This window comes from Segatella copri (genome assembly GCF_019249655.2).
Lineage (GTDB): Bacteria > Bacteroidota > Bacteroidia > Bacteroidales > Bacteroidaceae > Prevotella.
In genome coordinates, this window is sequence record NZ_CP137557.1 from 4,021,538 (window position 1) to 4,046,357 (window position 24,820).

A 24,820-nucleotide genomic window follows, 5' to 3' on the forward strand; every position below is an offset into this window, starting at 1 on the left:
CAAGAAGAATACATTTTTCTTTAGCATAAGTAATAAAAAACGCAGGGAATGTTTGGAATTCTCATCAAAAAGTCTTACCTTTGTTCCCAATTAAAACGAATGCCTTATGAATAGACCAAACCTATTTGCACTTTTATGTGTGCTGATGCTGGCATGGCTGCCGGTTTCGGCTCTGGAGTTTCGTAATCCAGTGATGCCAGGTTATCATTCCGTCCCATCCGTGTGTCGGGCAGGGGATAAATGGGTTCATTTACAGAATTCCATTCCGGATAACTATCTTTGCAATGATACGATGGCTGTGGGGAAGAAGTATCTGATGCGTCTCTATCCTCATGGTTCCCTGACGGAGAATCAGCAGCCTACCTTTGCAGGACGTTTACAGGAAAGCACCAGCTTCATCCTGGAAACGGAGGTTGTTACGATAGGAAATGTGGAGGCGGGACTCTCGGTTTATCGTGTCAATGATGGGCATTTCGACCTTTTTGTATCCAAGAAGCAGGTGGCTTTGCGCTGCAAGCTGAAAAGCATCGACTATGTGGTGAAGAGCGTGCCTCGCCTGCGCAAGGGTTCGGTGAAACTGCGCATCAGAAGCAATGGCGAGATGTATTACTTCGACTATTCGCTCGATGGAAAGCGATACCACGAGTTGGCTTCCATGAACTGCAGCCTGATGAGCACCGAGGTGGCAGGCGGCTCTGCGGGCATTACGCTGGGCATGTTTGCCGATGGAAAGCCAAGGAGCGGTCATGCCGACTTCGCCTACTTCCATTATGAAGAAAAATAAGATTAAAATAAATAATGATGTCAAAAGCAACAAAGGAAACAACAGAAACAACTCAGATTGCCGACAAGAAATATCTTGTCCCATTCATTCTCATCACGTCGCTCTTCTTCTTGTGGGGCTTCGCACGTGCCATCCTCGATGTGCTCAACAAGCATTTCCAGAATGCACTTCATATCAGCATTACGCACTCTTCGCTCATTCAGGTTACCACCTATCTGGGCTATTTCCTCATGGCGATACCGGCGGGTATATTTATAAATAGGTATGGCTATCGCCGCGGAGTGGTGTTCGGACTCCTGCTCTTTGGCTTGGGAGCCATCCTCTTCATCCCCGGAGCATCGATGGGCAGTTTCTATGCCTTCCTGTTTTGCCTCTTCATCATCGGTTGCGGACTGGTGTTCCTGGAGACGGCAGCCAATCCTTACGTAACGGAGTTGGGTGCTAAGGAAACGGCTACCAGCCGACTGAACCTCTCGCAGTCGTTCAATGGTTTGGGCAGCATCTTCGCCACTTTCTGCATCGGTCAGTTTCTCTTCAATGGCACCCAGGAAGGTGGCAACGTGGTGATTCCCTACGGCATCCTGGGCGTATTGGTATTGCTGATAGCCTTCGTGTTTTCTCGTGTGGAATTGCCTGAGATTCAGCATGCTCAGACCCGGGAAGATAAGGCAAAGGGTAGCAATATCAGCAAGCTTTTTGCCAATCATAAGATGTTTGTGTTCGGTCTCTTCGCCTTGCTGAGTTATGAGGTGGCAGAGATTTCCATCAACTCATACTTCATCAATTTCGTAACGGGCATGCAGTGGATGGACGACCGCACGGCTTCTCTCGTGCTCACCCTGGCGCTAGCATTCTTCATGGTGGGCAGATTTCTGGGCAGCTGGATTATGCGCCACATCAAGGCAACCACCATGCTCCTGATCTGTGCCGTGGGCAGCGTCTGTTCCATCGGTTTGGTTCTCTGCAATTTAGGTACGGTATCGCTGGTAGCCTTGGTAGCCAACTATCTTTTTGAGGCCATCATGTTCCCAACCATCTTCAGTCTCGCCCTTACGGGATTGGGCAATCTTACGAAGACGGCATCCTCCCTCCTGATGATGACTCCGATAGGCGGATGCGGCTTCCTGCTGATGGGGCTGATAGCCGATACCACGCATGTGGTGATGCCTTTCATTGTGCCTTTCATCGGCTTTGTGGTGGTATTGGCGTATGCAGCTAGAGAGTACAGAATTGCAAAGTGCGTTTAGCAAAAAGGGTTAAGAAAAGATGAGAAGTGTAAATATTAACTTTTTTAACTTGATTGTAACCCGAAAAGTTTCGCCAACATTTTGCTATTTCAAATGAAAAAGTTAAATTTGCACTCGGAAAAATAAAAAGGTAGGCGTTCCCCTTAGGGAGAATGGCCTTCCGAAACAACGAGAATGTTTCATTAAAATATAAATTTTAAACAATTATGGCAGTAGATTACAAGAAAATCGGTCTTGTGAACACTAAGGACATGTTCGCAAGAGCTATCAAGGGCGGTTGGGCCGTTCCTGCTTTCAACTTCAACAACTTGGAGCAGCTTCAGGCTATCATCCAGGCTTCTTCAAACTTGAAGTCACCAGTTATCCTCCAGGTATCTAAGGGTGCTCGTAAGTATGCTAACCCTACATTGCTCCGTTACTTGGCAGAGGGTGCTGTAGAGTACGCTAAGGAGTTGGGCTGCAACCATCCAGAGATCGTTCTCCACCTCGATCACGGTGATAGCTTCGAGACATGTAAGAGCTGTGTAGATTTCGGCTTCTCTTCTGTAATGATCGACGGTTCTGCACTTCCATACGAGGAGAACATTGCATTGACAAAGAAGGTTGTTGACTACGCTCATCAGTTCGGTGTAACTGTAGAGGGTGAGCTCGGTGTCCTCGCTGGTGTTGAGGATGACGTAGTTGCTGAGGAGTCTCACTATACAAAGCCTGAGGAGGTTGTTGATTTCGCTACACGTACAGGTGTTGATTCATTGGCCATCTCTATCGGTACATCTCACGGTGCTTACAAGTTCAAGCCAGAGCAGTGCACACGTGACCCTAAGACAGGTCACCTCGTTCCTCCTCCATTGGCATTCGACGTATTGGCAGCAGTTGAGGAGCAGCTTCCTGGTTTCCCTATCGTTCTCCACGGTTCTTCTTCAGTTCCTCAGGAGTATGTTGATATCATCAACAAGTTCGGTGGCAAGTTGCCAGATGCAGTTGGTATCCCAGAGGAGCAGTTGACTAAGGCTTCTGAGAGCGCTGTTTGCAAGATCAACATCGACTCTGACTCTCGTCTTGCTTTCACAGCAGGTGTTCGTGAGACATTGGCTCTTCACCCAGAGTACTTCGACCCACGTCAGTACTGCGGTAAGGCTCGTGAGTACATGGTTGACCTCTATAGCCACAAGATCAAGGATGTTCTTCATTCTGACAACAAGTTGGCTAACCTCGACTAATCTTCGAGATTTTACAACAAAAGATATGAGCGGGAATCCGAAAGGGTTCCCGCTTTTTTGTTTCCTTGCTATTCCCTTTCTCCCTTCTTTCCCCCTCCTTTCTCCCTTCTTTTTTCATTCTCTTATTTTTGTTGTCGCACACATTTCTGCGGCATTAAATTGTGTGCGTTGACACGAAATAGTTTACAATATTTAACTCAATAAGTTTGGCATTTCTCTCTTTTTTTCTTAAATTTGCACTTGTGATATGATATAAATCACATTATATGTAAAGGAAACATATCCTGCATATCATTTAGTATAATTGTGAAAGATGAACCAGCTGAATGGTTGGTATTTGTTTTAACCAATGTCTTTGCTATTCCCCTTGCAGGGAAGCATGTGATATTCTTCATTGGTATATTAACAATTAGTAAATGATATAAATTATGAAAAAGGTTTTAATGATGGCGATAGCCACAATGATGATGGCTGTTGGAATGACAAGTTGCAGTGCATCTGGAGATGATTTTAGTGATAATTTAGCTGCTTCATCAGCTTCTTCTTCTGAGTTCTCTTTGCTCAGCTACAGCAAGTTGGTTGGAACTCCTATCAGCGGAGATGATTCGCAGAGCGCAGAGATGACAGAGAAGTTGGTTTGCAAGGTTCTTGCAGGTGGAGAGCTGAAGTTGACTCACAAGAATGTGATTTTCGATGAGAACACTGACATCAAGTTTTCAACAGAGTTGGTTGGCAATAAGTTGATCGTTTCTGAGACAGGCAACTATGGTAAGTCTGGCAAGTATGGTTACTATACACTTGTTGCTACAGTTGGAAAAATAAAGGATGGTGACTATGTGGTTGTAGTGAAGAGAAACAATCACGTCCGCGAAGAATTCAAAATGACTTACGATTCTTCAAAGGCAAAGTAAATGATAATTGGTAATTGATGTAAATGGTAATAGTTGCGATTGATCGATAAATAATAATAGATGGTTTACAGCGTCCAACGACACAGTCTAGTTTAAATTTTAAAAATGATTTCGCCTGATTTAAAGTCAGGCTTGATGCTTGATCTAATGCTTGGAGGAAACATACGCTATAAGTTCTTGGGCAGTACAGTCCTTTAGAACCACCAGATTCCTTTTATCCAGCAGGAATATCGTAGGCATGGCCCTGAGGCTGTAGATGTGGCTGATATGGTTGTCTGCGATGATTTTCAGCACCTTGATGTCGGCAGGGATGGTTTGCTGCTTGAGCCATGCAGACACCTTGTGACAGTTTTCGCAGTCGGGGTCGTAGAAGTAGAGGATTACCTTCTGATCTCTGTAATCGCTCAACTGATGGGACATTCCGTTTTCGTCTTTGAAGTTGAAGTTGATGGCGATATCGCCAGGCAAGTTCTTGTTGGTAGTCTTGATTTTGAAGGCAAGACGTTCCTTTTCCGCCTCGTCGAAACAAGGTGAATTCTTCATTTCTTCCAGGAAGTACAGGTAGACTCTGTCGTTGCGCAGGGGCGACTGCGGATTCTCGAAATAATGCTCTATCAGACTCTCGAATCTTTCTTTGGCGGCAGTATTCTTGAAAGCCCTTTGGGTGAAGCCGGCGATGCCCTTTTGGGCGATGGCAGGACTGAATCTGCCCAGGATGTCGATGAAGTTAACGAAGCCCTGCTCTGTCACCTCCTCGCTTTTCAGCATTAGGGTATCGGCAAAGTTGTAGTTGTCCCAGTAGTGCTCGCTCAGATAGCCGGCACGCTGCTCCACGCTGCGGAGTGTATCGGGAAGGGCAGGATAGGGAAACGACTGCTGAGGCTGGCTGGGTGCCTGAGCCTTTGTCTGCGTCTGTGCCTGTATGAGCATACAAGCCAGCAATATGAATAGAGAGAAGAGTCTTGCTTTCATTTCTGATTACTGATTACTGATTACTTTTTACTTTTTGATAAATTGCCAGGCTGCATCTTACGCCAGCTTACTATCGGGTGCAAAATTACAAATAATATTCGGGATGGCAAAGCGATTGGCATAAAAAAAGTCGCGGAACCATAGAAGGCGAGATCACCTCGGCAACTACAGCTCCAACGACCAGTCTAGTTATAATAAGTCTCCGCATGATATTTGTAATAGTAAATGATAATAATTCTTTCTATTTCTTACTTTGTTAATGATATTATACGAGAACTTTTCAATCTAATTTATTTGTATGTAAAAGTATAATTCTGTGCATTGCCTTGGTTGGCATTGTCCATCTTCACGTAATAGCTGCCGCTTGTTCCGGCATTCGCCTGACGGACATTCTTCAGCTTCACGGTGTATGTTGTGCCGGCTTTATTAGCCTTGAATACATACCAGCAGTCCCAGGTCTTGTTAATCTCACTTGTAGAACTGTACTCTATGTCACAGTCCTCTGGAACTACATCGCCCGATGCAAACTTCACGGTTACTGGCAGCAGCTCCTTCGGGTAGTTGGCGGGAACGGTAAACTTAAAGCTGTTTTCGTTTGCCTTTACCTGATAGTCTACCTTGCTGACGCTGTAGAGATGGATGTTTCTGTTCATTCCATGCTTCTTGTCGATGAGGTAGATGATACCCTGTCGCCAGATTTCATCTACCGTACCCAGCTTGTAGGTGATGGTACCCGTACCATTTTTTGAAGCTACATTGTAGGTATAGGCGGTAACCTGTGGAGCATCCACTGTTCCGAATGACAGGTTCTCAGTCCATAAAGCCTTGAAATCCGTAGGCTGCTTGTTGGCTGCATCATCGCCCTTATAGGTGAATTGGATGGTTTGTTCAGAACCGGAAGCTGCATTGGTGGTCTGATAAGTACCCTCGTTGATGGCGAGTTCATAATTACCATCCTTCACTCCCGGAATGTATTGTTCCACTCTAATCCAAGGATTATTGACAGGTGCGCTTTTCAGCGCTTCCTCCAAACTTCCCTTACCATAGCTTTCGTCCAGTTTGTCGATGATGATTTTATATTCGTAATTTCGCTTGATGGCATAAGGAACATTGTCCTGATTCTGCAAGTATATCAGGTAACATCTTTCGTTGTATTTCAGCAATACCTTTGCCGGTTCAGTAGGCAGGTTTCTTTCTTCGAAAGCTGCGGTAGGATTATACATCTGTCCTCTATCACCTTTCAACCTTTTGTTACTGATGGCAGGAGTTACATAATCCACGGTCCATTCCCAGTCCTTTCCACCTGTTGTCTTATTGAAGAGGAGGTTATTACGGTCGAAGGGAGCGAGGGTTCCGTATGCCATACCATTCACCACAGTCATCGTCAAGTCCTCGTCTTTGAGGTTTGAATTGGCTGCTTTGGCTTGATCACTCCATCTTGCCGAAATCTTGGCTCTGTCTCTGATAAGATGGATGATGTAATCCTGCTTGGTAGTATCCTGGCGGAGATATTCCTTGAGCTTCTCTGGCGAATCTTCCTTGATGTAGCCCCAGTATCGGGTCAGCGCAGCCTGATCCTCACCATACTCTGTCTCGAAGGTGGTCATCAGTATATTCTCGTGCATACCCACCCATTTTGACTGGTTATCCCAGTCGATGGTCTTGTACTGGCTTTCTGTATTTGCCACCAGATGGATGCGAGCCGTCTTGTTGGGAATCTGGGCAGAGAAATTTCGAGGGGTGGTTTGTCCATTATCGTCGATATCTTTGTCGCCGTTTTGTATGATGTTGCCGTTTGCGTCTCTTCTGAAACCTTTGATTTCACCGAATTCCCCGACTTTTCCAAAACCCACGAACTGCCCTTCCTCATCGAAGCAGAACAGCTTGACGCAGTTTTTCCCGATGCCTTCATTCGTAAACAGGGTGCTTCGGGTAACCTGCTGTTCGAAGCTGGGGATGGATACGTTGAAGCTTGCCGTATAGTAACCTTCTTCTGCTTCGTTTGCTTCGGTAGGAGAAGTGATATTGTCGGGTATATTGTCGGAACAGCCTGTCAACATTGCTGTTAACAGAACCGTCATGATTCCGATATATAATTTATATTTTTTCATCTTGCTTACCTTCTGTTATTCTATACCTTGGTTCTCAATTTTCTCAATTTCCTCTAGGGTGAGGTCGTGAACGCAGCGAACGTATGTGCTGTTTCCCTCCTGTGCGCCATTAAAGGCTGCCTTCTTGCCATCCAGGGTCCAATAGCATGCGTTGCTGAGAATCTGTCTGTCTACCACTTTGTCCTGGCTTGCCAGCTGGTTGATCAGCTTAACCTCGTCTGTTGTAGGCAGTCGCCATCCATTCATGGTCAGCGTTTCGCCTTTCAGCGTTGTTGCCGTCTCGCTGTAACTTTGGCAGTATGTTCTTGCAGCCTCGTTGCTTTCTGCCGTTTCGTTGCCATGTCCAGCAGATGCCATGATCAAGGCAGGGGAAACCGTCTTGTCTGTAGACTTGTTTTTGCTATCGAGTTGAGGCTTGGCTATCGTGTAATCGCTGATGCCCTGGTTGGTGGTAAACTGCAGCGTGTAAAGTCTGTTTTGCGTGTTCTGCTTGTCAGAAGCCTCTGCATTTGCCACATTGAGCGAATAGATGGCAGGGTACTTCCTGACATTCACTTTCTGAGATTTGGATCCGTCGTTAGTCTTTACGAGAAAGTTGATGTAGGCTATGGTATATTCCGGTTTGTTACCATGGACATCTATCTTTCCTCGGTTAGTGTCACCAACGTTTGTGTCAGACTGGCTGTTGATCTGACTAGCCAGGTTGATATCCTCTATTTTATTACCTTTCTTATCAAAGTAATATACTTTCTTTTCTGGTTGCTGAACGATAGGGCAGGATGCAAACCAGTCGATGCACCAGTTTTCTGTTCCCCAATTCATCGGATCCTTGAGGTCCAGCTGGGTAGGATATACCATCAGGAAGCTGGCTTTATCTCCCTTCACAAAAGTATCTTCACCCTGGGTCCATTTGGCAATCGCCCATTTCAGATAATCAGTATCTCCGTCGTAATCGATATCCGTATTGGTATCCAGATACTTGATGACGGCATTGACGGTATAGATATAGTTGCGGTCTAACTTCTTGTCACCCTGAGGGTCACGAACCGGTATCTTCAATTCCTTCAGGATATCAGTTTTAGAACCGTCCTTATATTTAAAGTTGACCTTTGCTACAATCTGTGGCATTGTTTTCTGAGTTTCCCATTGGGTGGAATAACTGTAGGTGGTTACCGTGAAGACATTATTTCCCTTCTCATCTTTTGCAGATGCTGCCGTGCTCCAGGTATTGTTGTCTGATATGATAGATGGAGTTGCGGTTTGATCAGCAAAGATGGTAGTATTGGTATTGTAGTTGATGAGTTTCCACTGAACGTCAGAAATATGGTAATCCTTCACCGTAGAAGAGATGTTGAGCTTGATCTTGGCTGCAGCTCTTACCAGTTTTACCGGGATATTCTGTTCTGCCTCTTCTGTAATCTTGTATGAACCATGACTGCTCATCAGTAACAGCTTCTTGCTGTTGTCTGTAGAGTAAGGCTTCCAGATATCCGCGTCCTGCAGGGTAGCATTCTGAAGTTCATTCAGGCTTTTGCCTTGCAGGCTCTGCTTGGTGTTGGCTGCTGCATAGAATGCATAACTTTGACCTGGCTGGAGGTCCTGGCTCTCCTTCCAGTTGTCGGAAGCCAGAACCTCTGCCTGGTTTTCTGCCGGACTTGTAAACTGGCGGTCGATTCTACAATCACCATTTGTCGGTTCGAACATTTTAAAGTCAAGAGAAGACAGAGTTTTTTCATGAAGATTCACTTCTTCCTTCACTCTTGTGGTCTGCAGGTCGTTGACCATGGGAGTGAGGCTCAGCTGTTGTGCAGCCGAACCGTTTCCCAGTTCGTCTTCAGCCGAGCATCCTGCCATGAGCCATCCTGCCGTAAGAGCCAAGATGCATTTTGCGAATCTTATGTCTTTATATAACTTCTTCATGATGAATATTGTTTTCTGTTGTCTTTATAATACTTGTTCAAAGTGAATATTCTTACCGGCGAATTTTCCCTCTTTACATCCTTTATATTTGAAACCTGGATTCAGGACAAACTTATCGTTTGGATATTTGGTCAGGAACACCTGCGCCTTTACATTGTGTGGCTTAGCCAGATCCAGTCTGTTTTTCGGAACCACATAGAAGTAAAGTGTTTTCTTCTCACCATTTTGGTTGATGATGAAATCCTCTATCTTGTAGGTTTTTCCTACCGGATTCTTGCCATCATTATTCTGTGTGATTTCGGGATTGTAGTAAGGCGTATCTTCCGGATAGTTGCCATACTCATTACAGATTACGAATCCGAACATCGGATTGTCTGTCTGAAGAATCCATGGCTTGCCTTTGGTGTCGATATCCTGGAGCGTAATCATCGGTCCGCGTTTTGGGAAACCATAATATACCTTGTAGCCCCAGTCTGTCTTTCCGCTGTCAGGGATTTCAACATTCGTAGAGGCATCGATGAAATCGAATGTTCCACCATCCTGCCATTCTTTAATGGTTGGAGTAACGGTGAGCATGCCCATCTGTCCGTTGAGGAAGTAACCGTAAACTACCAGCTCGCGGTTGCGGATGGCTTTACCGTCTGTTGGGATACTGAAGTCAACGCTTTTTTCTTCCGTGCCTAAAGAATAATGAATCTTTCCTTTGATTGCCTTGGTGGTTTCACGGAGATAGCACAGGTTGTGGGAAGCAATTCCTGCTTTTTTAAAGGCATCCAGATAATCCTGTGCAGTTTGAGTTTCGTTCTTCTTGAACTTCTCTGGATCTTCTACTTCCTTGATGTTATCAGTCTCAACACCATTCAGTTTCAAAACAGTTGATACATAGCCGGTACTGTTTACATCGTATTTGTTGCTGGTAACAACCTGGTTGTCATCATTTTCTTTGTATTCAGTCTCATCAGGGAAGATGTAGCTGGCGGTAGGAATGATGTTTCCTTCCACCTCGATACTGGTAACCTTTACATTTTCTATGCCCGTTTTTCGGGCAAAGTAGAAGTGGAGCTTGGAAACAGCGCGAACCAGAGGAATCTTGATGCCTTTGGCCTTTGCCTCTGCTTCGGTTGTTCCAACATGCTTCTCTACAGAAATGTTGGTAATGGCACGAGAGATAGGGAGACCTGTTTCTGGAACTTCCGTGTTCTGTGGATTGCCATTTTTCTGAATGCCAAAAGTAGAGTCAAAGCTGACATTCTGCAACTCCTTGCGGGTGATGCTGCTGAAATCCTTACCGTTCAACTTGCTTTCTATATTGGTACTTTCGGAATTCGCGAGGATGTAGAGGTCGATATTTTCCACCTCTTTACCTGCTATCTTTCTTAAGAAACGTAGCTGCAGATTGTAGCTGCTATTAATATCTTTCAATGCTTCTTCCTTATATGCGATAGGATTGGCATCTTCGTTTGTGCCAGATTGAAACACCCACACCTTGATGCTGTGAATGTCGCTCTCTGAGTTGGGGTCAGCTTTGCTCTCATTATTTGCGAGCACACCTTCCGTACGGCTTTCTCCAACTCGGGTGCTGTTAGCCGAATTGCTAGAGAAGCTGAGGCTGATATATGCGTCATGATTCTCAGCGGTCTCTGTATCTTGGTTCTCTGAACAAGATGCCATGGCGCCTACCATGAGCAAGGCAGCTAGTGCCGTAAGTGCCTGGCGCATCATCTTGGTCAAAGTAGTTTTATAGCTAGTCATCTTTTTCTTTCTTTTACTTATACTTATACTTGTTGTTGCTTTGGTGGAGTAGTATGGGTGGTACTACTTCTTTTCCGAACCTCCCAGGTCGGCGTCCTGCAGGTTCATCACCCAGCCGTTCACCTTTATCTTGGCGTTGAGGCTGTAGTGGTCGCTGGTGTTGTCGCTTGGCACGTAGAAGGTGAGCACATAGTGGTCTTGGCGGTCGAGGTATTCCTGCGAATCCCAATCCTTTCCGGCACGTTCGCCGCAGAGGGCGAGGAACCATGGCAGGGAGTGGTCGAAGATGACCTTGTTGTTGCGCTTGTCGGTGATGACGATGCGCTTGTCGTCATATTCGCTTCCGCTGCGGGTGGAAACCTGGTCGTCGTTGCGCTCGAACATTCGGGATGATGACAGGTCGTAAACCAGTGCCTTGTCTATCTTTTCGCCTTCCACCTCGGTTTCGCCGCTCTTGTTGGTCACCATCTTCTCGCTGAAGGGTACGTAGGTGATGGCTTTGTTCATCACCTTGTCGCCCTTATAGTCGAGCAGGGCAGCAGACCCCTTGATTTTTACGTCGAAGTTGTCGGGGGTGAAACCAGGCTGGTCGTTTTCGTATGGCAGCATCACGATGCGATAGGTTTTGGTACATTTCATCAGACTCAATTCTGATGTCACGTCCTTGCCTTCGTAGTTGAGGGATGTCTGTGCGGTATAGAGTGCAGAGAACTTTCTGTTGTTCTCGTAGTTCTCGCCTTCGTTCTTTCCCATCACCTCCTGCAGGTCGTCGATGGTTGATACGCCTGGGGTAAGCTGGGTGAAGGTGAATTCCATCTCGTCATCCTCGCCGTCAGCACGGGCAGAGATGTTCTGCTTGTCACGGGCCAGGCAGACGAAGGTGTACTTGCCTTCGTTGAGGTCGGTGATTTCCATTCTATGCCCGTTTTCAAACTTATCAGCCGACTCCACGTAGGTATCGAAATACTTTCCGTTCTTGTCGAACACATATACGTTGATGTTTTTTACCTCAGCCGAGAAAGCGTCTGCTTCCTTCACGTTGTAGGTATAGTCAAAACCGAGCGATATTTTGGGTGTAGGACAGCCCATCAGGTCGTCTTTCATGCAGGATGAAAGCGAGGTGAGTGCGATGGCTGAGATACAGACCGCTTTGCAACAGTTATGGGTGAAGAAATGTGCCATATTGTTATTGTTGTTAATATTATTCTTTTACTTATACCTTATTATATATAGAGTGCCAGACTTGTGATGTTGGGTGACATCTGATGGTCTTGGCATCTTCGTTTTCTGCTAGAAGTGGTGCCTGGTGAAGAATCTTTCTTCCTGTAAGCACGGTGTGAATCCCGTCATTTTGTTGACGGCATGGGGTGGGGTGATGTCGTTTTTAGGTAATCTCTCGGAGGAACTGAGTCCTCCGAGAGATTGGAGTTATTTTATTTCAAGCGATATGATAATTCTTGATTCCAGGAATTCTGTGTTGTTATGAAATCGTATTGGAATCCGGAATGGGATTACTGCAAATCAACATCCTGGTTGTTGAGAACCCAAGGGTTAACGGTTACAGTAACGTTGAGATAATAGAATTCATTCTCTGTTGGATTACCATTAGGAACCTGTGCACCTACGTTGAAGATATTGTTAACTTTGAGACGATAGATGCTGTTACGCTGGATAATGCCGGCGATGTGCTTATCCTTGATAACCTGCTTGTAGTATGTCTTACCTCCCTTGAACACCTCAATGTTGTATGTATGACGGAACTCAGCCAACTTATCTTCGTCATTGATGACCTTCATCAATTCTTCCTTCATCTTTTTAGCATCCATGCCTTCGCCGAAAAGGTTTGCAACATCAGCATAATCTTTGAAGATCTGATAGAAAGAGGTGTAGATTACGTTGTTGTAACGATAGAATGTACCTGCATTTTTTGCATCATCCTTGAAATCAGCATCACCTTCAAACTTCTCGTTCTTCAAAGTAACCTTGTACTCGAAGTACATAGATGTTGGATTATCTGTTGAATTGTTCTCGAATACGTAATTTACTTTAGTTGCTGTAGTAGTGAAACCGCCATTCTTGTAATCGTAATCTCCACCGAAAGCAGTTTTTGGCTGGATGTAGCTGAAGCCTTCTTTGTCACTAGGAATGACAAGTGCAGAAGAATTCCAAGTCTGCATTACGTAAGACTTGTTGGCCAAGTTTGAAATTGCATAGTTTGTCAATTCTATCTTCTCTACCTTTTCCTTAGCATCCTTCATTGCTACCTTCAAAGCCGCTGATGCATTAGCTGGAGCCTCTGCAAGAACTGTTGAATTGCTAGTTGGAGCATCGATACGAGCTACTACACGCTCAACCTTGATAGCTGCATCTTTTTGTGTAGTATTTCCATCTGCTGATGTATAAGTTACCTTTGCAGGGTTCTGCTTGTTGTTGTTAGCCTTGATGAATTCTACAGAATAACCATTTCCATTCACATCTGCATCGTTCTGGTTGAACATAGCAAAGTTGTTATCGTCTGCAAATGGAGATGCAAAGCTCTTTGTAGCAGTGAAGAAGTTGTTGCTAGTAGCAGCAAAGTTCATACCACCTGCTGGCTTGTTGCTACCAGCCAGGAAATATACACGGTATGTCTGACCTGCTTCAACATTCTCAACCTTGATTTCGAAAGTCTTGTTACCATCCTGCTGTGTTGTTGAACCATTTTCACCATTAACGGCTCCTGACCAATTCAGGTTCTTAAGATCCTCAGAGAAAACAATCTTATTATCCTTATCTACCAAGTAGAATGTACCAGTCTTGATCGCAGCTTCTACTGCTGTGGCATTCTCTGTAGGATCAATAACTGCTGTTCTGGTACCATCTGCCTTTGGAGTCTGTACGTTCAATGTCATGTAGAAACCATCTACCTTCTCCTGACCTGCGTTGTCACCAGCCAAATCATCATTACTGCTGCAGCTAGTGAAAGACAAAGCTGCGGCTGAAACCAAGCTCATTACGAGCAAATTCATTTTTTTCATAATCTTGTTACTTATTACTTTAGTTAAAACTATATTTATTAATACTTTCTTTACTTATTCTTTTCTTTATTTCGTTCCTTCTATTCCAGAACCTTGTTTACCTTGTCCAGGTTTTCCTGGGCCTTCTTCAAGCCACCCTTTACAGCCTTCTCGAAATATTCCTTGGCAGCCTGGTAATCCTCTTTCTGGACAGCGAGGCAACCGCGGGCATTGTTGGCTTCTGGGGTATCGCCCACCTTCTTCAGATATTTCTCTGCACTCACCTTGTCACCACGTTCAATGGCGATGTAGGCAGCGTTGAGGTTGGCAAGCTTGTCTTCTGGGAACAGCTTTACGGCAGTCTCGAATACATTGTTGTATTCATCGCTGCCCTTAGGCAAACTGTTGGCTACCATGTACATCTCCTGAAGAGAAAGCTTCTGCGGACGGGTCTTGATAACCTTCTTTGCCTCTTCCAGGTTGAATGCCTTTACGTCATATTCTATGGTGTAGTCGGTGCGGCGCAAGCCTGGCCAAACGTTCTGCAACAGGAAGCGGTGAGCCTCCGGAGCCTTTCTCTTCAAATCCTTCTCCTTTGCATCAGGCAGCAAACTGCTGTTGATGATGCCGAGGGCGATGTCCTTTTGAGGAATATCGTTGTGGGCGATGTATTCTGCCGTTCCTTCCCAGTCCTCTGCGGTAGCTGCCACCTTGATCAGCTTCTGGTCGATAGGATAAACCGACGTGAGATAATCTTTCAGCGCCTGCGTTCTGTTGCGTGAAAGCTTGTCGTTGTTGGCATATCCACCATCAGGAGAAGCATAACCGTGCAGGGTGATCTGGGTGATGGTAACATCCGAATCGTTCTTCACCAGCTCCAGGGTTTCAATCATCTTAGCCAGTTCCTTGGCGTTGTTGCCCAGGTTTACCACGATGTCCCACTTGTTCACCCTGAAGTTGAGTCGTGCCGAACCGTTTTCCTGTCTTGTCTTCACTGCTTCCGCCTTAGGCTGCTGGTAAGCGTAGAAGAGTTTCTGAGGCGTGCTGAGGATATCGCCAGCCGGAAGCAGTCCTTCTGCCAGGATTACCTGGTTGCATCCGCAGGTATCGTTGCCGATAACCAGTTGCGAGTTGCTCATCCAATCCTGAAATGGAGTGGTATATATATAATGTAGGGTCTGTTTTTTCTTGTTCTGTCGCTGCTCCACGATGAGCGGGTTCTTGGAGGCAGTGGCATTGTTGCGCTGATAATAGATGTATCTCTTGCGTCCCATCACCTCAACAGCTGGCAGTTTCAGGGTGTCCTCATCGTTCACAATCATGGGGGTATAGATGAGTCCACGGTTGCTGCCCAGGATGATGTCGTCGAGCTTGAAGTCCATCTTCACGTTCACGTCATCTCCATCTCTCTTCACTTCTTTCTTCGAAATCTTCAGCTTTCCGGCTGTCTCTTTCTTCTCTTTCTTCTCAGCTTTCTCTTTCTTTTCTTTTTTCTCTGCTGAGGCTATGGGCTTGCTTTCTGCTGAGGCTGTGAGCGATAACAGCAGGAGGGCAGCGCCCAGTGTACTATAGAAGTTATATTTTGTATTCATGAATTGTTTCCTTTCCAAATGAATGATCAAATGAATAATGATGTATAAATATACAATTTAAATAGGTATGTCCGTATGGAGGCGATTAGAACACATAGACGAGGTTGAGTGCCGCCTTGGTGGGTCCCACATAGTGGTGACTCTTGTCGTCTTCCAGTTTTTCGCCGCATTCCGCACATTCAAACTTGTCAGAACGGCTGTAGGTGTAACCCAGTCCCAGTTCTGCCTCGAAGTTCCAATGCTTGGAAAGGGTCCAGGCATATCCGTATGCCACACCCGTTCCCACGAACCATCCTTCGTAGCGATAATCTTTCAGTTTGGAAAAGTCTGTTCCTAATAACTTGAAATCAGCATTCACGTTACCGATGTTGTAGGATCCTGCAATAGCATGGAATCCCACAAAATGTCCCATCATCTTGTTGCAGAACCAGTATCTTGCTTCTGGCTGCACAAGCCAATGTTGCCATTTCCTGTTATTAGAAAATGTCCAAGGATTGTAGTTGCCTGCTACATCCAAGGTCCACTTGGGGGTGAGTGCGAACTCTACTCCCAAGTTTATGGTGCTGGTCGCATCATAAAGAAGGTTGGTTTTCACCGCAACCTTTTGGGCTGATGCATCGAGTGCTAAGAAACACAGTGCGATCATCAGTGCCATTTTAATCCTTTTCATCATCTTTTTCTTATACTTTATATACTTAATACAATATCTTTTTATCTACCGGTTTACAACTAATACATAAGAAATCTAATATCCATTCCCTTCCTGTTAATCTACTTTGTCTTTACTTTCAATTTACTTTTCAGTTAGGAATCTTACATTCTCGTATTAAAAACCTTGCAGCTGAGTTCCTGGCTCAGCGCATCATCTTTTTTCGGCTGCAAAATTATAAAGAAAAGCAATACCATGCAAGTTTTTTAGCACTGAAAAATACTGAAAAGTGCCTTTTTTAATTAAAAACAACACTGAAAACTACTTAAAGTTGTTAATTCTGGCATTTTTTCATCATCTTCTCATCACTATTTCTAATTATTTTTGTAAATTTGCAGCCGTTATCAGTTAGATGGAAATTCCAGCATTTTGCTGTTGAAAAGTCTGCTGATGATAAGAAGATATAAGCTAAAAGATAGAATTTATAAGTAAACAATGGAACCAAAACTTAACTTAATGAAGGCAATTTTAGGCTTGGAGCATTACTTTTGCCCCAAGTATTGTGGTATCGTAGACCGCAGAAGAGTGATAGGCTATCTACTTTTCTCGGTTTCCGAGGTACTTATTATTTTGTACCATTTTATCCTTATCCTCCGATTAGGAGAACCTCATGGGGTGGTGGCTGATGTGGTGAATGCCGTTTTGTTTGCCAGTCTGCAGCTGGCTATCTGGACCAAGAAACTTACTTTTACCAAGGGTCTCACCTTTTTATATATATTGGCTTTTGCCAAATTGGCTGCCAATTGTATACTTTCCTCTGTGTTTGGCGAGTTGCCCGACGAGTTGAGTAGCATCAGCAATGTGTTTCTGGTGTTCCTGCTGGTGTTGATGGCGTTGACGCAACTGATGTATAAGACCGCATTGGCTCTTATTGCCGGCTTGGTTCCGATGGTTGTCTTCTATTTCATAGAGCATCCTGCTGTTTCATCCTTCTTTGGGATGAAGGCATTCTTTGTGGGTTTTATGATGATTATCTATGTGTATATCTATAATACGAACTATGTGCTGAAGGGGCTTCGCCAGCCTCAGAAGGTTACCCACGTAGAGAGAAAGGCGCTGGATATGCTTGCCAAATTGAAGGAAAAGGATAATGATAATGCCGGAAATCTGATGGAAAGGCTGGATCCGGAATTGCGCCAGAACATTATCAATAATGCTTCGGAACATCTGAAAAGGGAGGAACTGAATAATCTGATGTGGAATGAACTGTGTGCTGATTTGACCAATAGTGAAATACAGATCTGCAAGCTGGTGTTGCAGGATAAGAGCTTGAAGGAAATCTGCATCCTGCTTGATAAGACCGAATCCAACATCACAAGCCAGCGCAGTCATATCCGAAAGAAACTGAATATGGATCGTAAGGATGATTTAAAGCGCACCCTGGAATTGCGATTTGCGGAAATCAGAAAGAAAAAACTTAATACTAGTTTATAGTTAAAAGTTTATAGTTTATAGCAGAATGTTGAAAACTTGCATAATTATGCGTTTCCCAGTCTAGCTATAAACTATAAACTATAAACTAAATATCAATCTTCCATTCTCAGGAATGCTTTAGGGAGATACTGTATCAGATCGCTGGCGATGAGGCTCTCTTTGCCGATATCCTTGATGGCTAGGTCGCCTGCCAATCCGTGCAGGTGCATGCCTATTCGGCAGGCGTCTGCCTGGTTGTAGCCACGAGATAGAAGCGAGGTGATGATACCCGTCAATACATCGCCGCTGCCGGCTGTAGCCATGCCGCTGTTGCCGGTAGAGCAGAACTCCACCTTTCCGTTAGGATGGCAGAGGGCAGAATAGTGACCCTTTAATATAATGTAGCCTTGCAGGCGCTCTGCCAGTTCGATGGCCTTGTCAAGGCGCTCCATGCAGTTGCTGCTGGTGTTGCCAGCCAGTCTGTCCAGTTCTCTTGGATGAGGAGTGAAGATGATGTCCTTAGGCAACTGCTGCATCCAGGCACGATGACTCGCCAGGATGTTCAGCGCATCGGCATCTACCACGGTAGGACAGGTGGATCTTCTCAGCTGGGCTATCAGGGCGATGGCGGTGGATTCGTTGGTGCCCAAGCCTGGACCTATGCCCATGGCGCTATAGTAGTCGGTGTCCACCGGTTCGCTGAAGATGGTTTCCTCAGAATCCATCTGGAGCACCGCTTCCGGCACGCTTATCTGCATAATCTCGTAGTTGCGCTTCGGCGTATGGGTAATCACCTTTCCCGTTCCCGCTCTCAGACACGCCTTGGTAGCCAGCACGGACGCACCGCTCATGCCGTAGCTTCCGGCAATGATCAGTGCCGTGCCCATAGTGCCCTTGTGGGCAAAGTCGCCACGGGGCTTCATCAGCAGGCGGATGTCGTTCTCTTCCAGGATGCTGAATTTGCTTTCCGTCTTCTGGATGAATTCCGGCGAGAGTCGGATATCCAATACCTTCAGTCTTCCCAGGTATATCTGGTTGTCTGCCAGCATCATCGCCAGCTTCTTCTGCTGCAAGGTCAGCGTCAGGTCGGCACGGATGATGTTGGCTGCGATGTTGTAGGAGTTGTCTTCCGCCATCAGACCCGATGGCAGGTCGATGCTCACCACCTTGGCTGCACTCTGGTTGATGTATTTTACCAGGGACGCAAAACCGCCTGCCAGCGGTTTGTTCAAGCCGCTGCCAAAGAGTCCGTCTACTACAAGCATGCCGGCTTCCAGCTGCGGAGGGTCGAAGTTGACGGTGACCTCAGTAAACTGCTTGGCGCGTTTGCTCTCGATGAGTCGCTTCTTGTTGCTGGCACAGTCGGCAGAGAGCTTGTTGTGGATGTTAAACAAGAAAACGTTAACCTGATAACCATCTTCTCCCAACATTCTTGCCACGGCAAGCGCATCGCCTCCGTTGTTGCCTGGTCCTGCGAAAACGACCACCGGAGTACGGTTAGACCATTCCTCCTTGATGGCACGTGTCAGCGCCTTAGCGGCACGTTCCATGAGGTTGAGCGAAGTGATAGGTTCATGCTCAATGGTGTATTTATCCAACTCATGTATCTGAGTACTAGTGAAAATCTTCATGTCTTTGTCCGATTATCTGATTATTTTCATGCAAAAGTACTAAAAAAAGTCGATGAAAGCATGAAGTTTCACGATTTTTTCGTAATTTTGCAGAAAATATTATATAATATGACTATGAGCATAGTAAAAATTAAGGATAAGACCTTCAAAACCTCCATTCCAGAGGCCGAAATACTCAAGAAGGTTCAGGTCGTAGCAGACCGTCTGAACAAGGACTATGAAGGCAAGACCCCCGTGTTCTTGGCAGTATTGAACGGCGCATTTATCTTCGCAGCCGACTTGATGCGAATGATTACCGTGCCAAGCGAGATCTCATTCGTGAAGTATGCTTCTTACGAGGGCACTTCCTCTACGGGCAGCATGAAGACCCTGATGGGTTTGAACCAGGATTTGGCAGGTCGCCACGTGGTTATCGTAGAAGACATCGTAGATTCCGGTTTCACCATGGCCCACATGATAGAAGACCTGAAGAAGATGAACCCAGCCAGCGTTGAGGTTTGTTCCCTCCTCGTGAAGCCAGGCAACCTGAAGGTTGACCTTGATATCAACTATGCTGTTATGGAAATCCCTAACGATTTCATCGTGGGATATGGATTGGATTACGACCAAGAAGGCAGAAACCTCCGCGATATCTACACCATTGTAGAAGAATAGGAGGTGAAGCATGTGGGAGAAACTGAGTGATTATTTTATAGATATTTCCAAATATCTTATAACAGCTGCGTTTATTACGACTTTTGTTGGAGATATGGGGGAAGAACTTCATTGGCTTATTTATCTGGTTAGCTTTATCTTGGCAGTGGCCCTTTTGGGGTTTGCTCTGTATTTTGATAAGAAAGGTAAAAAAGAAAAAGAAGCAAAGCGTAAAAAATATAATAAGTTTAACAATAAAAATAGGAGGATGTAAGATGAACACTTTAATATTTTTAGGCATGTTTACCGTTTTCTTTGGCATAACTATTGCTGTACTTTTGTCTCCTTGGGGACAGAAATGGATGAATGAATATTAGTTTCTGACACAACATAAAACAATTTATATATATTTAAGGTAAAAATGAAGAATATTGTAATTTTCGGCGCTCCTGGTGCAGGTAAGGGCACACAGAGCGACAAGATGATCGAGAAGTATGGTCTCGGTCACATTTCAACAGGTGACGTACTTCGTAACGAAATCAAGAACGGTACTGAGCTTGGTAAGACTGCTAAGGGTTATATCGACAATGGTCAGTTGATTCCTGACGAGTTGATGATCGACATCCTCGCTAGCGTATACGACAGCTTCGGTAAGGATCACGCAGGTGTCATCTTCGATGGTTTCCCACGTACCACACCACAGGCTGAGGCTTTGAAGAAGATGCTCTCAGAGCGTGGCCACAAGATTGCTGCCATGATCGAGCTCGCTGTTCCTGAGGATGAGCTGATGGCTCGTTTGCTCAACCGCGGTAAGTTGAGCGGCCGTTCTGATGATAACGAGGAGACTATCAAGAAGCGTCTCAACGTATATCACACTCAGACTGCACCTCTCATCGACTGGTATGAGAAGGAAGGTATCCACCACCACATCGAGGGTCTCGGTACTGTGGATGAGATCTTCGCCCGCGTTTGCAATGTTATCGACAACTTGTAATCAAGATAAAAAATCTTCCCCACAACTGAGTGGGGAAGATTTATTCGTTAAATATAAAAAGAAAATATAAATGGCTGAATCCAATTTCGTAGATTATGTAAAGATCAACTGCCGCTCTGGTAAGGGTGGTAAAGGCTCCATGCACCTGCGCCACGTGAAGTACCAACCTAATGGCGGTCCTGACGGTGGCGATGGCGGACGTGGAGGAAGCATCTATCTTCGCGGCAACCACAACTACTGGACCCTGCTGCATCTGAAGTATCAGCGCCACTTCTTCGCCGAGCATGGTGGCAATGGAGGACGTGACAAGTGTCATGGCACCGACGGTAAGGACATCTATATCGATGTGCCTTGCGGTACCGTGGTTTATAATGCCGAAACCGGAAAGTTCGTTTGCGATGTGGCTTACGACGGACAGGAGGTGCTGCTCCTCAAGGGCGGCCGCGGCGGATTGGGCAACTTCCAGTTCCGTACCTCAACCAACCAGGCTCCACGCTATGCGCAGCCAGGTGAGCCTATGCAGGAGATGACCATCATCATGGAGCTGAAGCTCCTTGCCGATGTGGGTCTCGTGGGTTTCCCTAACGCCGGAAAGTCAACCCTGCTCAGCGCCGTATCCAGTGCGCGCCCAAAGATTGCCAACTATCCATTTACTACGCTCGAGCCATCGCTGGGCATCGTGGACTACCGCGACCACCAGAGCTTTGTCATGGCTGATATTCCTGGCATCATCGAGGGTGCGAGCGAAGGAAAGGGATTAGGTTTGCGATTCCTGCGCCACATAGAGCGCAACTCGCTGCTCCTCTTCATGGTTCCCGGCGATACCGACGATATCAAGAAGGAATACGAGGTGCTGCTGGGCGAGCTGAAGAACTTCAACCCAGAGATGCTCGACAAGCACCGTGTGCTCGCCATCACCAAGTGCGACCTTCTCGATGATGAGCTTATCGAGATGCTCCGCGAAACGCTGCCTACTGATCTGCCGGTGGTCTTCATCTCTTCTGTCACCGGACAGGGAATCCAGGAACTCAAGGATGTGCTCTGGAAGGAGCTGAATTCCGAGAGCAACAAATTGCAGGAGATTACTGCCGAAGATACCCTCGTGCATCGTGACAAGGATATGTCACGTTTCCAGCAGGAACTCGAGGCTGAGGGTGAGGACATCGTGGAATACATCGATGAGGATGAAATTGAGGACGTAGATGACCTCGATGATTTCGAATATGAGTAGATTTAAGTGAAGAGTGAAGAACGAAGAGTGAAGAATTCATTTGTTTCGTGGGTGCAAGCCTAATTTAACATTTAACACTTAACATTTAACATTAAATGATAAAGGAATATAATATTGCTTCAGGTGTCAAGGCTTTCTCCACCACCCGCAAGGGCGGAGTGAGCCAGGGCAACTACAGCGAATTCAATATCAATGAGTATTGCGGCGACAATGCCGAGCATGTGGCTGAAAACCGCAGGCGTCTGGCTGCTGAACTGGGCGTAGAGCCTGGTCACATCATCATGCCCCATCAGGTGCATGGGGTAGAGGTGCGCCAGATAGCCGGAGAATATTTCAGCATGCCGGAGAATATCCGCAAGATGATTCTCGAGGGAGTTGATGCCGTGATGACGAATCAGGCAGGTGTGTGCATAGGCGTTTCCACTGCCGATTGCATCCCGGTGCTTCTTTATGATGAGGAGCATCATGCCGTGGCAGCCATCCATGCCGGATGGCGTGGCACCCTGGCACGCATCGTTCACAAAACCATCCAGGAGATGGCGTTCACCTATCATACCGACCCTAAGAAGCTGAAGGCTGTGATAGGTCCGGGCATCTCGATCGACAGTTTCGAGGTGGGCGATGAGGTGTATGAGGCTTTCGAGCAGGCTGCCTTCCCGATGGAGGAGATTGCCGAGCAGCGTCCTAATGCTGCCTTCTCTGCCGACCCAGCAGAGCGTGAACGTCTGGCTGCCGAGGGCAACATCGTTCAGCCGCTGAAGTGGCACCTCAATCTTCCGCTCTGCAACAAGCAGATTCTTCTGCATTGCGGGGTAGCCGAAGAGAATATCCAGGATTGCGGCATCTGTACCTTCCAGCATAGCGACGAGTATTTCTCTGCTCGCAAGTTGGGCACAGAGAGCGGCAGAATCTATACTGCCATCCTTCTGGAGAAATAAATAAGATTTTTCATGATAACATCCATTTCTGTCTTTTCTATGAACGAAGAGGGAGAAGTGGATGTTTTTCAGTTTATAGTTAATAGTTTATAGTAAATAATTTGTAGTTTACTGAAGTTTCGCAAGTAGCATTCTGCCGTCCCCGAAGGGGGCGAATGTGAATAACCGCAGGTGGAATGACCGAAGGGAATGGAACCTGCGGATAGTGACAAATACTCTCTTATCGTCCCCGAAGGGGGCGAACAGGAGCAAGACTGGATGTGGTTCGCCCCCTTTGGGGACGCTTTCTCCCTACTATTGGTTGTCCGCAGGTTCCATGACCTTCGGTCATTCCACCAGCGGTTATTGAAAGTTGGCCCCCTTCGGGGACCGGAGGTTATTTGCGAAACTTGAATAATTTATAATTAATTTTCGGAAAGATAAAGATAACGACAAAAGATAGAGATAATGAGTAGATTAAGACAGAGATTGGGGCTTGTAGCCGTCTCGGGCATGCTGATGCTATCCCTGAGCAGTTTCATGCCCGCCAAAAATGAGTTTACTGCCGCCGAGCAACAGCAGGTGAGCATCGCAACGCCAGGCCTCTTTGCCCAGAGTCAAGCCTTCAATGTTGACTTTGAGATATTCCGTGCCAAGGAATATTCCTTCCCGCTTCCTGTGGGCAAGGCTAGCCTTACCAATGGCAATAGCGTGATGCGCATCGAAACCTCGAAGGGCGACGCCGTCAAGGCGATGTTTGATGGTTATGTGCGACTCTCGCGCAAAACCGAGTCGATGGGTAATGTCATCGTCATCCGTCACGACAATGGTCTGGAAACCGTGTATGCCAACAATGCCGAGAATCTGATGAAGGTGGGACAGCATGTGGATGCCGGACAAACCATCGCCATCGTGGGTACCAAGGAGGGTGAGACCTACTGCGATTTCTCCATCATGGTGAATGGTGCACGCATCAATCCGGAAACCATCATCGAACTGAAGAGCCATAAGCTCCGCCGACAGACCGTGCAGTTCCGCAAGATAGGAAGCCGCATCAATATCACGGTGATAGGCGGCAAGGATTCCTCTGTTTCCAAGAACGATAAGAATGATAGAAATGATAAGGGGGCAAATAAGAAGTCGGGAAGCAGCCGTGGCGATCACGCCATGACTCTCGACCCTGACGAGGTGTACGACCCGTTTACCATCACTAACACCTTCCGTCTCGATTTGGAGAAGATAGAGGAGCATGCATGGGCATATCCATTGCCTGATGCCCGTGTCATCAGTCCATACGGAGGTGCCCGCCGTCACTCGGGTGTGGATTTGAAGACCAAGCCTAACGACGAGATTTATGCCGCCTTCGATGGCGAGGTGGTTGCCTCGGGACCTTACTACGGCTATGGCAACTGTATCCGCATCAAGCATGCCTACGGTTTGGAAACGCTCTATAGCCATCAGAGCAAGAACATGGTGAAGAAGGGGGATAAGGTGAAAGCAGGACAGGTAATCGGTCTTACGGGCCGCACCGGCAGAGCCACTACCGAGCATCTCCATTTCGAGGTGTCTTTCGGCGGCAAGCGCCTGGATCCAGCCATCATCTTCGACCACAGCAACCATAAGCTGAAAGCCGTTACCTTGCATCTTACCAAGGGAAAGGGTGTGAAGAGCGTCAAGAACTGATAGATAAGCAGCAATATCTTATCATGATTTCACTTGCTGCAAAATAAAGGAAAGAGGGTGTGTCATAAGTCCCATGACACACCCTCTCTTATTTTTTCCCTTAA

20 protein-coding genes are annotated in these 24,820 nt (G+C 46.2%); 11 read left to right on the forward strand and 9 right to left on the reverse strand.

All coding sequences use genetic code 11. From position 1 onward, the window contains the following. The first annotated feature begins 106 nt into the window (after window positions 1-106). From KUA49_RS16360 to KUA49_RS16375, 4 genes are all read left to right on the forward strand, one after another. Window positions 107-784 carry a hypothetical protein gene (locus KUA49_RS16360; protein ID WP_218411767.1) on the forward strand — a complete coding sequence of 226 codons (678 nt, stop codon included), beginning with the start codon at window positions 107-109 and terminating at the stop codon, window positions 782-784. Window positions 785-801: 17 nt separating this feature from the next. Beyond that, entirely contained in the window at window positions 802-2,031 is a 1,230-nt protein-coding gene (locus KUA49_RS16365; protein WP_218411797.1) for a sugar MFS transporter, read from the forward strand. Between the two features lie 206 nt (window positions 2,032-2,237). Next, on the forward strand, window positions 2,238-3,251 hold the full coding sequence (locus KUA49_RS16370) for a class II fructose-bisphosphate aldolase (protein ID WP_022122161.1): 1,014 nt from the start codon (window positions 2,238-2,240) through the stop codon (window positions 3,249-3,251). A gap of 428 nt (window positions 3,252-3,679) precedes the next feature. Then, window positions 3,680-4,162 carry a hypothetical protein gene (locus KUA49_RS16375; RefSeq protein WP_218411768.1) on the forward strand — a complete coding sequence of 161 codons (483 nt, stop codon included), beginning with the start codon at window positions 3,680-3,682 and terminating at the stop codon, window positions 4,160-4,162. 144 nt (window positions 4,163-4,306) lie between these two features. Here KUA49_RS16375 and KUA49_RS16380 read toward each other — a convergent pair whose 3' ends face one another. The 8 genes from KUA49_RS16380 to KUA49_RS16415 all read right to left on the reverse strand — a co-directional run bounded on the left by KUA49_RS16380 (window position 4,307) and on the right by KUA49_RS16415 (window position 16,178). Continuing rightward, complete coding sequence (locus KUA49_RS16380; protein WP_218411769.1) at window positions 4,307-5,134, reverse strand: DUF5106 domain-containing protein; 828 nt, start codon at window positions 5,132-5,134, stop codon at window positions 4,307-4,309. A gap of 290 nt (window positions 5,135-5,424) precedes the next feature. Beyond that, a complete protein-coding gene (locus KUA49_RS16385; protein WP_218411770.1) occupies window positions 5,425-7,245 on the reverse strand; it encodes a hypothetical protein in 1,821 nt (606 codons plus the stop codon). Window positions 7,246-7,260: 15 nt separating this feature from the next. After that, on the reverse strand, window positions 7,261-9,165 hold the full coding sequence (locus tag KUA49_RS16390) for a fimbrial protein (RefSeq protein ID WP_218411771.1): 1,905 nt from the start codon (window positions 9,163-9,165) through the stop codon (window positions 7,261-7,263). Window positions 9,166-9,189: 24 nt separating this feature from the next. Continuing rightward, window positions 9,190-10,917, reverse strand: a complete 1,728-nt coding sequence (locus KUA49_RS16395) for a hypothetical protein (protein WP_218411772.1) — start codon at window positions 10,915-10,917, stop codon at window positions 9,190-9,192. Between the two features lie 63 nt (window positions 10,918-10,980). Beyond that, on the reverse strand, window positions 10,981-12,099 hold the full coding sequence (locus KUA49_RS16400; RefSeq protein ID WP_218411773.1) for a FimB/Mfa2 family fimbrial subunit: 1,119 nt from the start codon (window positions 12,097-12,099) through the stop codon (window positions 10,981-10,983). 329 nt (window positions 12,100-12,428) lie between these two features. Further along, entirely contained in the window at window positions 12,429-13,934 is a 1,506-nt protein-coding gene (locus tag KUA49_RS16405; protein WP_218411774.1) for an Mfa1 family fimbria major subunit, read from the reverse strand. Between the two features lie 80 nt (window positions 13,935-14,014). After that, on the reverse strand, window positions 14,015-15,505 hold the full coding sequence (locus tag KUA49_RS16410; RefSeq protein ID WP_218411775.1) for a DUF3868 domain-containing protein: 1,491 nt from the start codon (window positions 15,503-15,505) through the stop codon (window positions 14,015-14,017). Between the two features lie 85 nt (window positions 15,506-15,590). After that, window positions 15,591-16,178, reverse strand: a complete 588-nt coding sequence (locus tag KUA49_RS16415; RefSeq protein ID WP_218411776.1) for a DUF3575 domain-containing protein — start codon at window positions 16,176-16,178, stop codon at window positions 15,591-15,593. A gap of 492 nt (window positions 16,179-16,670) precedes the next feature. On the opposite strand from KUA49_RS16415, the gene KUA49_RS16420 reads away from it, so the two are divergent. Beyond that, window positions 16,671-17,648 carry a helix-turn-helix transcriptional regulator gene (locus tag KUA49_RS16420; RefSeq protein WP_218411777.1) on the forward strand — a complete coding sequence of 326 codons (978 nt, stop codon included), beginning with the start codon at window positions 16,671-16,673 and terminating at the stop codon, window positions 17,646-17,648. 92 nt (window positions 17,649-17,740) lie between these two features. Here KUA49_RS16420 and KUA49_RS16425 read toward each other — a convergent pair whose 3' ends face one another. Further along, a complete protein-coding gene (locus KUA49_RS16425; RefSeq protein ID WP_218411778.1) occupies window positions 17,741-19,258 on the reverse strand; it encodes an NAD(P)H-hydrate dehydratase in 1,518 nt (505 codons plus the stop codon). A 114-nt stretch (window positions 19,259-19,372) separates the two neighbouring features. Between KUA49_RS16425 and hpt the strand changes: the two genes are divergently transcribed. The 6 genes from hpt (at window position 19,373) to KUA49_RS16455 (ending at window position 24,716) form a co-directional block, all read left to right on the forward strand. Continuing rightward, window positions 19,373-19,912 carry a hypoxanthine phosphoribosyltransferase gene (gene hpt / locus KUA49_RS16430; protein ID WP_203048921.1) on the forward strand — a complete coding sequence of 180 codons (540 nt, stop codon included), beginning with the start codon at window positions 19,373-19,375 and terminating at the stop codon, window positions 19,910-19,912. A gap of 10 nt (window positions 19,913-19,922) precedes the next feature. Continuing rightward, window positions 19,923-20,165, forward strand: coding sequence for a DUF6722 family protein (locus tag KUA49_RS16435; protein ID WP_218411779.1), 243 nt, complete (start codon window positions 19,923-19,925; stop codon window positions 20,163-20,165). A 147-nt stretch (window positions 20,166-20,312) separates the two neighbouring features. Continuing rightward, complete coding sequence (locus KUA49_RS16440; protein ID WP_089543891.1) at window positions 20,313-20,885, forward strand: adenylate kinase; 573 nt, start codon at window positions 20,313-20,315, stop codon at window positions 20,883-20,885. A 70-nt stretch (window positions 20,886-20,955) separates the two neighbouring features. Beyond that, window positions 20,956-22,116: a GTPase ObgE gene (obgE, locus tag KUA49_RS16445; RefSeq protein ID WP_203040772.1), complete on the forward strand. Its 1,161-nt coding sequence runs from the start codon at window positions 20,956-20,958 to the stop codon at window positions 22,114-22,116. Between the two features lie 95 nt (window positions 22,117-22,211). Beyond that, window positions 22,212-23,054, forward strand: coding sequence for a peptidoglycan editing factor PgeF (gene pgeF / locus KUA49_RS16450; RefSeq protein WP_218411780.1), 843 nt, complete (start codon window positions 22,212-22,214; stop codon window positions 23,052-23,054). 447 nt (window positions 23,055-23,501) lie between these two features. After that, window positions 23,502-24,716, forward strand: a complete 1,215-nt coding sequence (locus tag KUA49_RS16455) for a M23 family metallopeptidase (protein ID WP_218411781.1) — start codon at window positions 23,502-23,504, stop codon at window positions 24,714-24,716. Window positions 24,717-24,820 lie beyond the last annotated feature (104 nt).

What these genes read in the sequence shown, in the direction of transcription:
- KUA49_RS16420 (WP_218411777.1), top strand. Translation starts at nt 16,671, where the DNA reads ATGAAGGCAATTTTAGGCTTGGAGCATTACTTTTGCCCCAAGTATTGT.
- KUA49_RS16435 (WP_218411779.1), top strand. Translation starts at nt 19,923, where the DNA reads ATGTGGGAGAAACTGAGTGATTATTTTATAGATATTTCCAAATATCTT.
- KUA49_RS16395 (WP_218411772.1), bottom strand. Translation starts at nt 10,917, where the DNA reads ATGACTAGCTATAAAACTACTTTGACCAAGATGATGCGCCAGGCACTT.
- KUA49_RS16380 (WP_218411769.1), bottom strand. Translation starts at nt 5,134, where the DNA reads ATGAAAGCAAGACTCTTCTCTCTATTCATATTGCTGGCTTGTATGCTC.
- KUA49_RS16375 (WP_218411768.1), top strand. Translation starts at nt 3,680, where the DNA reads ATGAAAAAGGTTTTAATGATGGCGATAGCCACAATGATGATGGCTGTT.
- pgeF (WP_218411780.1), top strand. Translation starts at nt 22,212, where the DNA reads ATGATAAAGGAATATAATATTGCTTCAGGTGTCAAGGCTTTCTCCACC.
- KUA49_RS16455 (WP_218411781.1), top strand. Translation starts at nt 23,502, where the DNA reads ATGAGTAGATTAAGACAGAGATTGGGGCTTGTAGCCGTCTCGGGCATG.
- KUA49_RS16390 (WP_218411771.1), bottom strand. Translation starts at nt 9,165, where the DNA reads ATGAAGAAGTTATATAAAGACATAAGATTCGCAAAATGCATCTTGGCT.
- KUA49_RS16440 (WP_089543891.1), top strand. Translation starts at nt 20,313, where the DNA reads ATGAAGAATATTGTAATTTTCGGCGCTCCTGGTGCAGGTAAGGGCACA.
- KUA49_RS16370 (WP_022122161.1), top strand. Translation starts at nt 2,238, where the DNA reads ATGGCAGTAGATTACAAGAAAATCGGTCTTGTGAACACTAAGGACATG.
- KUA49_RS16385 (WP_218411770.1), bottom strand. Translation starts at nt 7,245, where the DNA reads ATGAAAAAATATAAATTATATATCGGAATCATGACGGTTCTGTTAACA.
- KUA49_RS16360 (WP_218411767.1), top strand. Translation starts at nt 107, where the DNA reads ATGAATAGACCAAACCTATTTGCACTTTTATGTGTGCTGATGCTGGCA.
- obgE (WP_203040772.1), top strand. Translation starts at nt 20,956, where the DNA reads ATGGCTGAATCCAATTTCGTAGATTATGTAAAGATCAACTGCCGCTCT.
- KUA49_RS16365 (WP_218411797.1), top strand. Translation starts at nt 802, where the DNA reads ATGTCAAAAGCAACAAAGGAAACAACAGAAACAACTCAGATTGCCGAC.
- KUA49_RS16415 (WP_218411776.1), bottom strand. Translation starts at nt 16,178, where the DNA reads ATGATGAAAAGGATTAAAATGGCACTGATGATCGCACTGTGTTTCTTA.
- KUA49_RS16405 (WP_218411774.1), bottom strand. Translation starts at nt 13,934, where the DNA reads ATGAAAAAAATGAATTTGCTCGTAATGAGCTTGGTTTCAGCCGCAGCT.
- KUA49_RS16400 (WP_218411773.1), bottom strand. Translation starts at nt 12,099, where the DNA reads ATGGCACATTTCTTCACCCATAACTGTTGCAAAGCGGTCTGTATCTCA.
- KUA49_RS16425 (WP_218411778.1), bottom strand. Translation starts at nt 19,258, where the DNA reads ATGAAGATTTTCACTAGTACTCAGATACATGAGTTGGATAAATACACC.
- hpt (WP_203048921.1), top strand. Translation starts at nt 19,373, where the DNA reads ATGAGCATAGTAAAAATTAAGGATAAGACCTTCAAAACCTCCATTCCA.
- KUA49_RS16410 (WP_218411775.1), bottom strand. Translation starts at nt 15,505, where the DNA reads ATGAATACAAAATATAACTTCTATAGTACACTGGGCGCTGCCCTCCTG.